The following is a 15,073-nucleotide window of genomic DNA, read 5'->3' as shown; positions in this document are numbered from 1 at the left end:
TGTAATGTATGCAAGTCTTATGCGTGCTTTTTGATGATGCAGGGACTAAGTGATTGAAGAAAGGATTGGCTCTCATATGGATTGCAACTCGGCCGTCTCTTTAATGCATGAATGTTTGGATGAGTCGTTGTCCCCGACCCAGAAGGTTGAATTGAAAAGTCACCTTGTGACCTGTCCGGATTGTCGCATGCGCTTTAAAGAGTTGGAACAGACGGAAATGCTACTCTTTGCCATGAAACACTATTCACCGTCTGCCTCGGATGAGCTGACCAATCGAATTATGAATGCTCTGCCTCAGCCCAAGAGACAGCAAGTATGGCTCAAATGGGTCAAAGGACATCCCGCGCTGACGGCGGCAGCCTTCTTTTTGGTCGTGATGCTCTTTAGCGCTTGGAATTTCTGGAATCAAAATAACGAAATGGTTGTGAAGGGAAATAACTTGGACCAGATCGTGATTGAAGGAAACACAGTTATTGTTCCAGAAGGCAAGTCAATTGCTGGCGATCTTACGATAGAGAATGGAACCGCTCAGGTTTACGGTGATGTAAATGGCAATCTGACGGTTATTGATGGACAGTTGTATCAGGCTTCAACGGCGCATATTTCAGGTCAGGTGAAAAGTATTGATCAGGCCTTGGACTGGTTCTGGTACAAAATAACCAATATGGTAAATGAAGTGGCTTACCGCTAAAATAGGGTAAATTCTTCAAGGGTATATACCAAGCAGGGTACCTCCAGATTGCTGGGGTACTCTTTTTTTATCTTATGGGTTTGTAATTTATGGAATATGAGTCGTTTCTGCGCAGTTTGTGACTCCCGTAACTTGCAACCTGAACGTGAACGTTATAACCTAGATACTAAAGAGAACATACTACTACATATAGAAAAGCATTTTGTAATGCTAAGACAAAGGATTATTTAAAATCCTAAAGGGTTAATATGAGATCAGGGTTTACTCATCAATGGGGATAGCGGGGGCTGGCTTATGAACTATTTTGCTGACTTAACGTGGAAAGAGTCCATTAAGGACGTTATCGATATATTGATCGTTACCTATATTATGTACAAGCTGATTTTACTGGTGCGGGGGACCCGTGCGGTTCAGCTCCTTAAGGGCATTCTGTTCCTTGTGGTGATCTGGGCATTAAGTACGTGGCTAAACCTCTATACGCTTAAATGGCTGATGAACCAGATGTTTACGTTTGGTGTCGTTGCCGTCTTTATTATCTTTCAGCCTGAGCTGCGCCGTGGTCTGGAGCAATTGGGGCGTGGCAAGCTGTTTGGACGCACGACCGCAGCGAGTGATGAAGAATTAACCGTGTTAATCGGTGAGATTATTAAGTCTGTGAACTATTTGTCTCGGAGAAAAATCGGTGCATTGGTTGTATTCGAACGGGAAACGGGTCTGAACGATTACACGGAATCCGGGATCCAGATGCAATCACTGGTCAGCTCAGAGCTGATGATTAACATTTTTATTCCCAATACACCGCTCCATGATGGAGCCGTCATTATACAAGGCAAACAGATTTCGGCTGCAGCGTGTTATTTGCCTCTGTCCGAAAATCCGTTTATCAGTAAGGAGCTGGGGACGCGTCACCGTGCAGCAATCGGGATTACCGAAGTGGCGGACGCGATTTGTCTGGTCGTCTCGGAGGAGACAGGTCAGGTGTCGCTCGCGATGAATGGACAGGTTGTACGTGATATTAAAGAAGAGTCACTAATTGCCAAACTGTACGAGGAACTGCGTCCGACATCCAATTTGAATAAAAAGAATGGTTGGGCTACCTTCTGGAAACGGAAGGGGGGACGTAAAAATGGATAAATGGTTTAACAATAACAATTTCGCTAAGATTCTTGCCCTTGCCGTCAGTTTGTTGCTTTGGTTCATGATACATCTGGATGAAGTACCGACTACGCCAACAATCGCGACCGGGACAACCAATAAGGTTGTGGAGCGAACGGTTCCTGTTCAGCCCTATGGGCTCGATAGCAATTCCTATGTACTTACTTCGCTCAGTACGGATGAAGTGCGTCTGGAGATCAAAGGACAGCGCTCCATGTTAACTTCCATATTTACGAATGATGATTATAAAGTGCTCGTTGACCTCAGTCAGGTGAAAGATGGGTCTAATACGTTACCATTAGTCCCTGATTTACCTTCAGGGGTTGAAGTGGTCAGTATGGAGCCTTCTATGGTTACAGTCAATGTGGAAAAATTGGGCACCAAATCCTTCGATGTGAATATTGTACCCGAAGGAGAACCATCCGCCGGATACAGCACTGGAACGCCCGTTGTTGAGCCTTCAGGTCCAGTTAAGGTTACTCTGCCCGAAGGGCAACTTGACGCCGTAGCGAAGGTTCAGGGCAGTGTGAGCGTGAAGGATGCGAAGGATGATGTGACGCAGAAGAAAGTGAAGTTACAGGCCTATGATGCCGAAGGCAAAGTCATCGAGAATGCCATTGTTACGCCAGAAACGGTTGAAGTCCGCATTCCGGTCAATCAGCCCTATACAACTGTACCCTTAAGAATCAAATATTCAGGACAGCTGCCGGAGGGATTGGTGCTCTCCACGGTTGAGCCAAGCGTGAAAGAAGTCTCGGTTTACGGAACAGAGGACGTGCTTGCGGGTATACAGTCCTACGACCAAGTAACCCTTGATTTGACCCAGTTCGATGAGGCAGGTACGTCGACAGTTAACGTGGACTTGACGCCGCCTTCCGGTTTTGAGAAAATCGAGCCTAGTTCGATTCAGCTCAAGGTGACGGTATCACCATTCGATGAGCTTGAGGAGACGACCAGAGTCTTTCCCAACGTACCCATTACGCTTACGGGTGCTGAGAATGGACTGGAAGGTACACTGGTCACTCCCAAAAGCGGCGGTCTAAATATCACGCTCAAAGGTTCATCAAGTATGCTTGAGGGTCTGAATAGTGATGATATCAAGCTGACTGCAGATCTTGCCGGACTCGCCGCAGGAACACATGAAGTGAAACTTGAAGCGGACTTGCCGCGTTTTGCCAAACTTGAAGATTCATCAAAAGGTCTGAGTGCTACTGTCAAAATTAGCGAAAAAGCTGAAGATACGACGGTAGCCCCCGGAGAGGACCCGAATGATGAAGGGACGGTAGGGCCTGAGCCTTCACCTGCAGAGGTTGAGAATGGGGATACGGAACCTGTTCCTGATGAAGAGGAAACCGAATCGAATACGGACAATCAGGAGCAGAGCCAACAAGGTAATGCAACCAATCGAGGTAATACAAATAACAATAACAGCGGGAGCAGCAGTAGTGGCTCAAACCCGTAAATGTTCAGATTCAGAAATTTGAAAATAATGTTTATGCTCTTATATGATGCGAATAGAAGGAGTTAGATCATGGGGAAATATTTTGGTACAGACGGTGTAAGAGGTGTTGCCAATAAAGAATTAACGGCGGAGCTGGCTTACAGCATCGGGCGTTGTGGTGGTTATGTGCTTGCAGGTGGTGTGGAAAGACCCAAAGTGGTTATCGGTATGGATACCCGAATCTCGGGACTGATGCTGGAATCCGCACTGGTTGCAGGTCTGCTCTCCATTGGCGCTGATGTGATTCGTCTGGGTGTTGTATCTACACCTGGAGTGGCTTATATTAGTCGTCTGCTGAAGGCAGATGCAGGGGTAATGATCTCGGCTTCTCACAATCCGGTTGAGGATAATGGAATCAAGTTCTTTGGTGGTGATGGATTCAAGCTTTCTGATGAAACCGAGAACCGGATCGAAGAATTGATGGATGCTGAAACGGATCAACTGCCTCGTCCTGTTGGTGGTGGTTTGGGTACTGTAACGACGGATGATGAATCCCGTTTCCGTTATTTGGATTTCTTGAAGACAACGGTAAATGAATCGTTCTCAGGACTCAAAATTGTTCTCGACTGTGCTAATGGAGCAGCTTATGAGCTGGCACCCAAATTGTTCAAAGAACTTGGTGCAGAAGTCATTGCTATTGGCGCGGAGCCTACCGGCCTGAATATCAATGAGCAATGCGGATCAACTCACCCGGAGCATTTGAAACAAGAGGTGCTGAAACATAAAGCGGATCTGGGCCTTGCTTTTGACGGTGATGCAGACCGCCTGATTGCAATTGATGAGACAGGTGCAGAGGTCGATGGCGACTTTATTCTGTGTATCTGTGGTGATGCGATGAATCGTGCAGGCAAGCTGAAAGACAGTACTGTAGTTTCCACCGTAATGAGTAACATTGGATTCTACAAAGCAACCGAGAAGCTCGCATTGAAAACTGCCAAAACCGCAGTGGGTGATCGTTATGTGATGGAGGAAATGCGTCGTGGCGGTTACAACCTGGGGGGAGAGCAGTCCGGTCATGTTATTTTCCTGGATTACAATACCACTGGAGATGGCATGCTGACGGCCATTCAACTCGTGGATACGCTAAAAGCTTCCGGTAAAAAGCTGAGTGAGTTGAAAGCAATGATGACTCAGTACCCACAAGTTTTGGTGAACGTGCGTGTTGAAGATAAGAGCAAATATGAGGGCAATTCTGCGATTGAACAAGCGATTGCTACAGTAGAGCAGCAGCTGGGCGATAATGGACGTGTACTTGTTCGTGCGTCCGGTACTGAATCCCTGATCCGTGTTATGGCGGAAGGACCAGATAAGGATGAACTTGAACAATTCGTGTCTCAAATTGCGGATGTTGTGCAAAAAGAACTGGTATAGGACCTGATCAATAGGCCTTCCAAACCCGGTTATTTCAAGGGAATCACTGTCTTATAAGGTTTAATCTAACAGGGGTTATGCCATACAAATCCATATTCCTACGTCCCGGCCTAGTGAGACCATGGGTCTGTTTATTCGGTCGGGATTGTGGGTAAATATGCCGAAATTGTCACAGGTACTTTGCTCCATTGCAAAATGAACGTGACGTGCATATAATGAGTGGAGTCGTCATTCAGACACAGAAAGTGAGGATCGTAAGGTACTAGTTACACAAGCGCCAGAGCTTGAAGTTGCGCGGGAAGGATTTTGACCAGTATGAATCTTGAAGCTTAAGATGCTACTGAGCAATAATCGACGGCAATCAAGCTGACGAGGTGGGGGTGTTCGAATTGTTCGGCGGGGACCTCCCGGTGATGCACCAGAGCCGTAAACCGGATTGCGGAAAATGGATGGGTGACTGTCCACACAACGCGCCGGTAGGTGCAAGAGTCAACTAAAATTAAAATGAATGTGCGCGAAGAGCGTGTACAGTGCGCGGACGGGAAAATGATGTACATTCATGATTGCATCTAATAACAGCTTATGACTGCGGAGCGGCAAGAGGCTGCTCTGATCATTGATAATTGAATAGTTGAAAGTTTTCATGATACGTTAGGCAATCATTTTCATTTTTTCGATATGCCGTGCCAGCCTGTTTCTCTTCGTGACACAGTATTCATATACAATCGGAGGAACTAAACTATGTGCGGTATTGTTGGATATATTGGTAATAAGAACACTCAATCGGTATTGATCGAAGGACTGAAAAAGCTTGAGTATCGTGGTTATGATTCTGCAGGTATTGCGGTATTTACACCGGATGGTCTGCAAATCTCCAAAGCTCTGGGACGTCTTGCGAACCTTGAAGCCAAACTGGATGGTGCTCCGCTGGTAGGTAATGCCGGAATCGGACACACTCGCTGGGCTACTCATGGTAAACCATCTGACGAGAATTCCCATCCACACACGGATGAGAGCCAGAAGTTCTCTGTTGTTCACAACGGAATTATCGAGAACTATTTGGATCTGAAAGACGAACTGATTGCTCAAGGTCACACATTCACATCCGAGACAGATACTGAAGTCATCTCCCACCTGATTGCACGTGAATACGATGGAGATATCGTTAAAGCAGTGCAAAAAGTGATCACATTGATGCGCGGAGCATTCGCGCTGGGTGTTCTGACAGAGTATGAGCCTGAGAAACTCGTAGCTGTGCGTCAAGCAAGCCCGCTGATTATCGGTATTGGTAAAGGCGAGAACTTTATCGGTTCCGATATCCCGGCCATTCTGGAACATACACGTAATGTGTATATTCTGAATGATGGTGAGATGGCTGTTTTGACACATGATGCTGTCGAATTGATGACGATTGAAGGCAACTTTATTTCTCGGGAAATGATTCATGTCGATTGGGATGCTGTAACTGCAGAAAAAGGCGGATTCGAGCACTTCATGCTGAAAGAAATTCATGAGCAACCAAAAGCATACCGTGATACAATGCTGGGTCGCATCGACAATGAAGGCAAAAAAGTTCAACTTCCTGAGTTGAAAATGACAGAAGAGCAAATTAAAAATATTCGTAACGTTCAAATCATTGCTTGTGGTACAGCGTACCATGCAGGTCTGGTTGGACGTACTGTAATTGAACAATTGGTGCGTATTCCGGTAGAAACTGACGTTGCTTCCGAGTACCGCTATCGTTCTCCAATCGTTAACAAAGATACACTGGTAATCGTAGTGAGCCAATCTGGCGAAACTGCAGATACTCTTGCTGCACTGCGCGAAGCACAATCGAATGGTGCACATGTACTCGCCATCACTAACGTTGTAGGTAGCTCCATTGCACGTGATGCAGACGATGTGATCGCAACATTGGCAGGACCGGAAATTGCTGTAGCTTCTACCAAAGCGTATACTTCGCAATTGATTGCGTTTAACCTGCTGGGTCTGTACCTTGCACAAGTTCGTGGTACACAAACAGCAGAAGAGATTGCTCACACGCTCGCAGCAATGCAAGCTCTGCCTGAGCAAGTGGAATCTATGCTGGAGCAAGCGGAAGCCATTAAAGGATATGCAGAACAAATTTCCAAACATCAACATCTCTTCTTCATCGGCCGTGGTCTGGATTATGCAGTAGCACAAGAAGGTTCTTTGAAGCTGAAAGAGATCTCTTATATTCACTCCGAAGCGTATGCTGCGGGTGAGTTGAAACATGGTACACTCGCATTGATCGAGGACGGTATCCCTGTCATTGCTCTGGCAACGCAGGAGAACGTTCTGGAGAAAACGGTGAGCAACATCAAAGAAGTGAAAGCACGTGGTGCAGACGTACTGGCAATTACGTACGAAGAGCACGTAGCACCATTGCTGAAATCGGTTGACCAAGCGTTTGCCATTCCTAAGACGTTGCCACTGCTCAGCCCGGCTCTATCCGTTGTAGCTTTGCAATTGCTTGCATACTACGCTTCTCTCGCTCTGGGTCACGATGTGGATAAACCACGTAACCTGGCGAAGAGTGTAACGGTAGAGTAAGGGAAGAGTCTTTAATTTCAAAGATGAATGCGTTAAATTTAGTATGTAACTGAAAAATATAGATTGTAACTTCTTAACCAACATACAAATGAGCTCAGATTAGTCTGAGCTCATTTGTTGTTTAATCAGGAAAATCAGGGGTCTTAATAAGATTAAAAACAAATTCCGTATTGGAGTGGCCGTTCTCGGGGCTTAAATTGCCATTCAACAGCCTTTTTGTCGAAAATATATGTCTCCAACACATATGGTCCTCCTAAGGGCCATGAAATGGGCTAACGGCCAATCTAAGTATCTTATTGTACTTTGGGGTTCACAGAGCACCGTTGGTAGCTTGCCTAGGGGCTTAGGAAAAAGAGAAGGGATAATAAATGATGGTTTCTAATATGTGATTTTTAGCAGCACTTTTTTAATAATAATTAGTACCTATTCTCGTTGTGCTTTCCTGATGAGATTCTAGAAATCAAAAAGATCAGTAAAAAGAAACCAAGAGCAGAAAATTGCTCTTGGTTTCTTTTAGCACCTTCGCGCGTACTTTCTTCAACGAGATGCATCAACTTACAGGTTTCTAGATGATTAACTTTTCTTATGAAAAACTCATTCACTGAACCATCCCCCTGGATACATTTGCGTATTAGGCTTTACTGTGAAGGGTAACTAGGTAACCGTCTGGGTCGGCAAATGTAAAGGTTCGCCCGAATGGTCCATCTATTGGTGCGGATGTAATCTTTACGCCTCCTGCAATAAGCTTGTCGTGGATTTCTTGCGTATCAGGGGCATGAAGCCACAGAGCGACACCAAGTCCAGGCTGAGTACCTGAACCGAGTTCTATTCCTTGCATTAGGTCACGAAGAGCAAATGCAATAGGCTTTGTTTCAAAGACCACAGCATGAGGTGGTCCCGCCTGTGAGCGGACCAGTCCGAGATAGTTTTGATAGAATTCCGCAGAGCCTTCAAGATTGCTCACTTGAAGTGAAATGAAGTCGGGTCCAATTACTGACATTTAATGTCCTCCTTTGTATGTGGGGTTGTTTATGTTATTAATATAAGTCGTAATACTGACATCGGGAATGTTTCAACTTTTCTTCCTTGGGCAACACCTCCTTTGTGGAAATTAATACCAATTACACGAAGGTTTAACATTCTCCTGACATGAGTCAAAAACAATCGCAGATAGATTTGGATACCTCTCTTGGGTACCTTTTCAAGGAAACCGCCATTACACTACGTATGTCAATAGAAGCTGTTTTGCGACCACACGGCTTGACCTTAACGCACTATTCGTGTCTGGAGCCTTTCGGAGCTCTCTAACTCATAACTCGCTCGAGGGTCATTCGCCACACGGCAGTCTAGTTATCCAACTGCTTATAGGAGATCCCTTGTACAAGTTGACTTAGGGCTTCGTTCGTTGGCGTTAATGGCCGGCCAAGCAGCTTATCGAAATCGTTGCTTTCCACCTCAAAAGCTCTTCCCCGAATACCTTGCTGAATCCCTACAAGAATCGGAATAACGAAGTCCGGTACGCCAGCCTTTTTCATGATCTCGGCATAGGTGGCATCATCTACTTGCTGGCCGAGAACCTCCTTGCCCAAAACGATTCCAAGTGCGGACGCGAGTGATTCCTCCATAATAATTGTAATGTTTCTTGTTATAACACAAATAGTTATAACAGGAGATATAATAAAAGCTCAAATTCGAGCTTTTACTTATTTGAAGTATACAAAAACGCTACTGACACCGTTATGTCAGTAGCGTTTTAACGTTTTTTTCAGTTCGTTTCTAACCCGATGTCGGAAGGATTCCGGCTCCAGCACAACCACTTCGCCTCCCCAGCCGAGCACCCAATGCAGCAATTCCTCAGGCTGCCGAACACGTAAGGTCACCAGCAACCCTTCCGTATGATCCTCTATGGTTTCTATATAGAAGTTGTTCGATTCCCTTACCTTATCGGCAATGTCAGGTTGGACCCAGATGCGCACACGGACGTCGCGATCATCTGGAGGCTGGTATACATCTAAAAGGAAATCTGCTGGCAACATAAATGTATCTTCCAGCTCGAAAAGCTCCGACATAAATCATAAGGATGAACATCGTCCAAACTTTAGAAATCATATATCTGGACAAGTCGAGAAGGATTACGCAGCGGAAAATTGAGGTGCGCGGGATTCGGGATGTCTGGATTCGGCCCAAGTGTTTGAGCACCGAAAATCCCCGTGTATTTCTGCCTACCAGCATTCTGCCCTGGCAACCTGCAAGGGACTGCAGTATGCTTGACGATACCCAGTTTAAGTTGCATTTTCAGATACACTTTAGCTTTATGAGAGATGTACTAAAACGACTGAGCGACCGGAGATCAATAATAGCCGCTCACTCTGGCATTGCAAAGAAAACCTTGAGAAATCAAGGTTTCTGATTACTTTTAATTGAGGTTAACATTTATGAACCACGCAGAATTTTTCCGTTAATCACTGAGTCTTATCAGTGACACTACTCAACCTACTAGCAAGATCCTCCTCCCCCGTTAAAACCTCAACCATAATGCCTGCTCCTAGACGGAATCCATATTTGAAAATCGAGGATAGCTCCATGCCGTGTGTCTGAGCGTTTAGGTCTAACAATGCTTCTAATTGTTGGAACTCCTCTTCTGTATGTCGTTTCTTCCAAATCTCTATGATTTCAGATGTTTGTTGACATAATTCAGAGTATTGCGGGTCACTTGGTATTACGTTTTCATTCGGATGCAAATGGCCATGATATAGCTTTTCTAAAAGACTCTTCATTCCCTCATCCCCATTATGCAAATTATATCATGAATTATTATCATTTTGTAGAGTATACTACGTGGATTTGAATGTTCGGACAACTAGATAATTAACCTAAAAGAGGTATGGCCTTGAAATCAGAAGAAATCTTTGGGCAAGTGTTAAAGACTATTCGGAAGAGAAACAAGATGAGTCAAGAGAAGTTAGCCTTCCAAAGCAATCTTGACCGGACTTACATATCGATGCTGGAACGCGGGATTCATCAGCCTACCCTGAACTCATTGCTAGCGCTTGCTGAGGCGTTGAATATGAAGGCTTCGGAATTGGTTAGGCTTGTGGAGGAAGAGATTGCTGGAGCCAAGAGAATATAAAACACAAAAATGACTGTTGCAGATTTCTGCACAGTCATTTTTGGTTTTTATCCATTCAATATTAACTCTATAATTTGGTAAGTTATTTCAGAAACTTTAATTCCCCCATTTGGATTGAAGTGAATTGATATCGTACGATTAAGGGCCGATTGCCTGAATTCTTTGCTTCATTACAGAATTAGCTGAACTTGACAGATTAGCGTGATCTAGCAGCAGGGCAAAAGAATCTCAAATTCCGTGCCTTGCCCAATTTTCGATTGGACCTTGATTTCGCCGCCGTGTGCTTCGACGATGGTTTTGGCGATGCTCATTCCGAGTCCGGAGCCGTCTGTTGATTCCTCGGTATTGGTTCCGCGGTAATAGCGATTGAACAAATGATGCAGTGTCTCCTCATCCATCCCGTTCCCATTATCGAGTACCCGTATGCAAGCTTGGCCGTTGACTCGGATAAGATTGACGGTAATGGTTGTGCCTGGCGGATTATGCTTGACCGCATTGGACAGCAAATTGTCCATCAGCCGCTGTAACCAGGTTACATCTCCCTGTATCAACAGGGAACCCTCTTCCCCGGTGTAGTGAAACAGATACTCAGACATGGTGGCATCGTTGACGTACTTCAACACGGAGCAGCGTATCAACTCTGCCAGATCGATGTCCCGGCGGACCATGATGGAATCGCTCTGCTTGAGCTGATGGATTAGAGAGAAGTCGGAGATCAGCTCAAGCATATAATCCCCTTTTTCCCGGATGGTCGCACCCATGATCCGCATTTCCTCTTGGCTCCATTGCTCAGGCAGCTTCTCCAGCATATATCCGTAGCCTTGAATCGTGGCCAGAGGTGTGCGCAAATCATGGGAGATCCCTGACATCCACTCCGCCTGCTCCTTCTCGAGCCTCTTGCGGTCCCTCTCGATTTGAGCCAATTGATGAGTCATTTGATAGAAGGCTTGAATGACTTCCTGATAGAGCCTGTTGCGGGTTCGCATAGTGCCATTGCGGCGGAATACCTTGCGTTTGTCCTTGGCGGTCAGCACCTCGTCGTACTGCCCTTGGCCCATCCGTTCGAACCAGCCTGCGAACAGAATCAGAGGCCGCCCATAGCGGTAGCCATGCCAGATGGAGATCGACAGAGCGAGGATCAGGATCAGTACCGCAATCCAGATGAGTCTCGGCGTTGCGTTTTCCAATACAGGATGCTTCAGAGGGAGTCCGGCTGCATGGGGCGTATAGACGATCCAGGTCATTCCGCTCGGCTCGTCCCGGTGGGCCACAATACCCGCTTCATAGTTGTCTGGAGACTGCTGGATGGCCAGAATATCCAGCGGCCGATATGCCTTTTGTACATACGTTTGATCGCCAATGCCTTGTACGGTGTTACTCTCAGGGTCGATCACTTGCAGATAACTGCCAGTCTTTCGAAGCTGCTGTTCCAAGAGGGGAACCGCTTCACTTCTTACCATGCCCTGCTGTCCGTAAGCGTTGAACCACGCCGTGAGCTGGTCAAGGTCAGGGGTTGGATAGCCGAGTACATATAGAAGCGGGTCCTGGAACGAGAAATTCAGTTGCGTCTGCACAGCATAAGACCCCAGTCTCCGTGTCTCCTGGATATCGAGCAATTGAGCGGTGGAGTAGGAGGCAGGTAGTGCGGGGTAGGGAGTTGTATTAATGCTGTAGACTACGTCTCCTTCCGCACTAACCACCTGCAGCCACATCTCTTTCTCTTCGATAAGCTTGTCCCACTGGGGGAAGATGTGAATTTTTCCGTCTTTGTACTGGGCTTCTTGGGCAATCTGTTGCAGGACGCCAACCGGAAAGTTCCGGCGTATCTCATTACTGGTCATGTTCTGAAAGAACAGGATGCAGGCAACCAAAGCAATGGTCACAATTGCCAGAGCATAGAAAATCAACTGATACGTGAAGTGGAAAGCCATACGTTGCTGGATTTTCATCGCTCCTCCGGCTCCTTCACCAGCTTGTAGCCAAGTCCGCGTACCGTAAGCAGCAGCTTTGGATTGCCGGGATCGAGTTCAATCCTCTCCCGTATGCGGCGGATATGCACCATCACGGTCGAATCATCGCCCTGTCCGTTGATCCCCCAGACATTGTCGTAGAGCTGGGTTTTGGAGAATACGATTCCGGGATGTCTGCAGAAGTGCAGTAATAGCTGGAAAACCTGTGCAGGGCAAGGAACGGGCTGTCCCTCTACGGTCAGCTCGCCCTCCGACTCGTTGATGGTAAAGCGGCCGAACCGGTAAATTCCCGCATCGGGATGCTTCGCAGAACCGGACGCCAGGGCTTCCGGCTCCAACCGGCGTATGCGCGCTTGAATTCTTGCGGCTACCTCCAGGGGGTTGAAGGGCTTGGTGATATAATCATCCCCACCCATGGCGAAGCCTTTTAGAATATCGAGATCGGACGCCTTGGCTGTCAGGAACAGTATATACGGGTTCCCGTATTCGCGGATCTTGGAGCAGAGCTCCAGTCCGCTGCCGTCGGGAAGCATAATGTCAAGCAGAACAATATCGGGGACCACGCGTTGCACTAGGCTGAGAGCTTCGGTATAAGTGGAAGCCCCGTACAGTTGATGAAAACCTTCCCGGCGAAGCACCATTTGCAGCATGGTGATCATCGAAGGTTCGTCGTCAACGATAGCGATTTTAATAGCGGATAGATTTGGCATTTTCTCACCCTTTTTCAAAATAGCATATTTATCTTAACAGGACCTAAACAGCAGGGACAAAATTAAGCAAAAATTCATCGGTTCGTTTAAGTTCCGTTCCAGCGGGGTTGGTAGGATAGGTCTGAGCAGCATATTCGAGCTTCGATGAGAGGAGTAGCAGGAAAAGGATGGTTGCATTCAATCTATTAAAGCGGAGGTTAATAGCATGAGTAAAAAATGGTCACTACCGGGAGGCTGGCAATGAGCAGTCCATCCATGTCTGAAATACCTCAAACCCGGCCCGGCTGGCCGGAGATCCTAACTGCACTGTCCCTCTATATGGTTGGCGTTGTTATCCTTGGTGTCTGGATGCTTCAACTTCCTGATGAGCAAGCCATCTTGCGGATTAATATCGGAGGTGCGGGCAATGGTCTGATTGGCTTCCTGGCTTTGTTTGCAGCCTACGCCTTGCGGATTCGCAATTTACGTGCTTTCGGGTTTCGGATGACTGAACGGAAATGGTTGCTGGTGGCGGTCGTAATCGGCATTGCCGCGTTCGGGGGATGCTTTGTTATTGAAGGAATCTATTATCACTTTATTACCGAGATCAACACCCAGGCGGACTTCCAGACGGCAGCGCAAGGCGGTCCGCTCTCGCTCTTCATTCTGATTATCACCGGGGCCATCCTCACGCCACTCAGCGAGGAGTTTGTATTCCGCGGCGTAATTGCCAATGCACTGAACCGATATGGAGCATGGGCCGGGGTGGTCGGCAGCGCTGCAATCTTCGGCGTGATTCATGGATTCACCGTTATCCTGTTAGACGCATTCATGGTCGGCATCCTGGTGGGATACCTGTTCCGCAAGACAGGCTCCATCTGGCCGGGAGTCGTGGTGCATATCGTGTATAACGGCCTCAATCTTCTCTATTATTCTACGCTGTAGACGGAGGAGGAATGGCTTAGGGGGAGAATGATATAATCCTAATACAAGAATGAGATAGATTGAAATTGAAACTATTCGGTTAGGGAAGAGTGACGGAGGAGAATTTTGGAGCTGGAGGAGCGGTAGCGTCCGCCTTTGTCGCCGGATTTCTACTGCTAATATAGTTCAAATCAAGAAATCTGGGGACAACAGCGGCCGGAAGGCCAAACATTCTCTGTAGTCACGGCTATCCCGGAACGGACATTCTTAAGTTCAATCTATCTGCCAAACACCCAAGTCACAACAACAAGGAGAGAACCATGACCATCCAAATCATAAACGGCGATCTATTAGAAGCCAGTGAAAATATTCTTGGGCATCAGGTGAATTGTCAGGGGGTGATGGGGTCGGGGATCGCGAAGATTCTGCGGGACCGATATCCGAACTTATTTCCTGAGTATAAAAAGTACTGTGACCAGTACACGCCTGACGAGTTGCTTGGACACTGCCAGCTGGTGCAGACGGACTGTTGATGGCGTCTGCCCCGTCTGCTGCTTGAATTGGCGCATGAAGTGAATCTCGCTGGCGTAGCCGCTCATCTCGGCGATCTTTTTGACGGAGATGTCTGTGGTCGTGAGCAGATATTTGGCATGTTCGATCCGGCTGGCAATGACGTCAGCCATCGGGCTTACGCCGAAGAAGTCCTTATACAGGTGCTGGAAGCAGGACCGGCTCATGGTCAGCTCGTGGGATAGGCCTTCGATCGTCCAGTTCAGGAAGGGCTGGTTGTAGATTTTGGTGCGGATGACGGACATCTTGTTGTAATGCGTGTTGCCGACTTCCTTCTGGGTGGAGTGAATCCGGTTGCTCAGCTTAATGAAGAATAAGCGCACAGAGAGCCTATAATTTCTTCATCAAAGAGTTATGAAAATATAAGATTTAATAGTTACAACAGATCAATACCGATCTTATGATTCGTGATGATGATGAAAGGTATAGTCGGGCTGAGAGCATAAAGTTACGAAATTCTAAGATGTGGGATAAATATTTTTTTGGAAACTGAATCAA

At 46.8% G+C, this 15,073-nt stretch carries 13 protein-coding genes and 1 pseudogene; 7 read left to right on the top strand and 7 right to left on the bottom strand.

Annotated features, from left to right (window positions below; translation table 11 throughout):
- The first annotated feature begins 76 nt into the window (after positions 1–76).
- The 5 genes from JNUCC31_RS10675 to glmS all read left to right on the top strand — a co-directional run bounded on the left by JNUCC31_RS10675 (position 77) and on the right by glmS (position 7,292).
- The gene (locus JNUCC31_RS10675; protein WP_192271068.1) at positions 77–691 is read left to right on the top strand and encodes a zf-HC2 domain-containing protein; all 615 of its coding nucleotides are present in this window, start codon (positions 77–79) and stop codon (positions 689–691) included.
- 294 nt (positions 692–985) lie between these two features.
- The gene (gene cdaA, locus JNUCC31_RS10670; protein ID WP_062329948.1) at positions 986–1,825 is read left to right on the top strand and encodes a diadenylate cyclase CdaA; all 840 of its coding nucleotides are present in this window, start codon (positions 986–988) and stop codon (positions 1,823–1,825) included.
- A complete protein-coding gene (locus JNUCC31_RS10665) occupies positions 1,818–3,308 on the top strand; it encodes a CdaR family protein (protein ID WP_192271067.1) in 1,491 nt (496 codons plus the stop codon). Before cdaA ends, JNUCC31_RS10665 begins: the two co-directional genes overlap by 8 nt.
- Before the next feature lie 69 nt (positions 3,309–3,377).
- A complete protein-coding gene (glmM, locus tag JNUCC31_RS10660) occupies positions 3,378–4,718 on the top strand; it encodes a phosphoglucosamine mutase (protein ID WP_192271066.1) in 1,341 nt (446 codons plus the stop codon).
- Between the two features lie 741 nt (positions 4,719–5,459).
- Entirely contained in the window at positions 5,460–7,292 is a 1,833-nt protein-coding gene (gene glmS, locus JNUCC31_RS10655) for a glutamine--fructose-6-phosphate transaminase (isomerizing) (RefSeq protein ID WP_192271065.1), read from the top strand.
- Positions 7,293–7,923: 631 nt separating this feature from the next.
- Here the strand turns inward: glmS and JNUCC31_RS10650 are convergent.
- From JNUCC31_RS10650 to JNUCC31_RS10635, 4 genes and pseudogenes are all read right to left on the bottom strand, one after another.
- On the bottom strand, positions 7,924–8,292 hold the full coding sequence (locus JNUCC31_RS10650) for a VOC family protein (RefSeq protein WP_192271063.1): 369 nt from the start codon (positions 8,290–8,292) through the stop codon (positions 7,924–7,926).
- A 346-nt stretch (positions 8,293–8,638) separates the two neighbouring features.
- Positions 8,639–8,911, bottom strand: a pseudogene (locus JNUCC31_RS10645) (SDR family NAD(P)-dependent oxidoreductase); the annotation flags it as partial.
- Positions 8,912–9,034: 123 nt separating this feature from the next.
- Positions 9,035–9,361 carry a helix-turn-helix transcriptional regulator gene (locus JNUCC31_RS10640; RefSeq protein WP_228469617.1) on the bottom strand — a complete coding sequence of 109 codons (327 nt, stop codon included), beginning with the start codon at positions 9,359–9,361 and terminating at the stop codon, positions 9,035–9,037.
- Between the two features lie 393 nt (positions 9,362–9,754).
- Entirely contained in the window at positions 9,755–10,069 is a 315-nt protein-coding gene (locus JNUCC31_RS10635) for a DUF6809 family protein (protein ID WP_192271059.1), read from the bottom strand.
- 113 nt (positions 10,070–10,182) lie between these two features.
- Between JNUCC31_RS10635 and JNUCC31_RS10630 the strand changes: the two genes are divergently transcribed.
- Positions 10,183–10,422: a helix-turn-helix domain-containing protein gene (locus JNUCC31_RS10630; RefSeq protein ID WP_192271057.1), complete on the top strand. Its 240-nt coding sequence runs from the start codon at positions 10,183–10,185 to the stop codon at positions 10,420–10,422.
- 206 nt (positions 10,423–10,628) lie between these two features.
- Here the strand turns inward: JNUCC31_RS10630 and JNUCC31_RS10625 are convergent, their stop codons facing one another.
- Positions 10,629–12,371: a sensor histidine kinase gene (locus JNUCC31_RS10625; RefSeq protein ID WP_192271055.1), complete on the bottom strand. Its 1,743-nt coding sequence runs from the start codon at positions 12,369–12,371 to the stop codon at positions 10,629–10,631.
- Positions 12,368–13,102: a response regulator transcription factor gene (locus tag JNUCC31_RS10620; RefSeq protein WP_192271054.1), complete on the bottom strand. Its 735-nt coding sequence runs from the start codon at positions 13,100–13,102 to the stop codon at positions 12,368–12,370. Before JNUCC31_RS10620 ends, JNUCC31_RS10625 begins: the two co-directional genes overlap by 4 nt.
- A gap of 255 nt (positions 13,103–13,357) precedes the next feature.
- Between JNUCC31_RS10620 and JNUCC31_RS10615 the strand changes: the two genes are divergently transcribed.
- A complete protein-coding gene (locus tag JNUCC31_RS10615) occupies positions 13,358–14,026 on the top strand; it encodes a CPBP family intramembrane glutamic endopeptidase (RefSeq protein WP_228469616.1) in 669 nt (222 codons plus the stop codon).
- Positions 14,027–14,451: 425 nt separating this feature from the next.
- Here JNUCC31_RS10615 and JNUCC31_RS10605 read toward each other — a convergent pair whose 3' ends face one another.
- Complete coding sequence (locus JNUCC31_RS10605; protein WP_228469615.1) at positions 14,452–14,820, bottom strand: helix-turn-helix transcriptional regulator; 369 nt, start codon at positions 14,818–14,820, stop codon at positions 14,452–14,454.
- Positions 14,821–15,073 lie beyond the last annotated feature (253 nt).

It is taken from the genome of Paenibacillus sp. JNUCC-31, assembly GCF_014844075.1.
In the GTDB taxonomy this organism is placed as follows: domain Bacteria; phylum Bacillota; class Bacilli; order Paenibacillales; family Paenibacillaceae; genus Paenibacillus.
The sequence above is the reverse complement of the archived record's forward strand: the minus strand, read 5'-3'. Positions and strand labels throughout refer to the sequence as shown.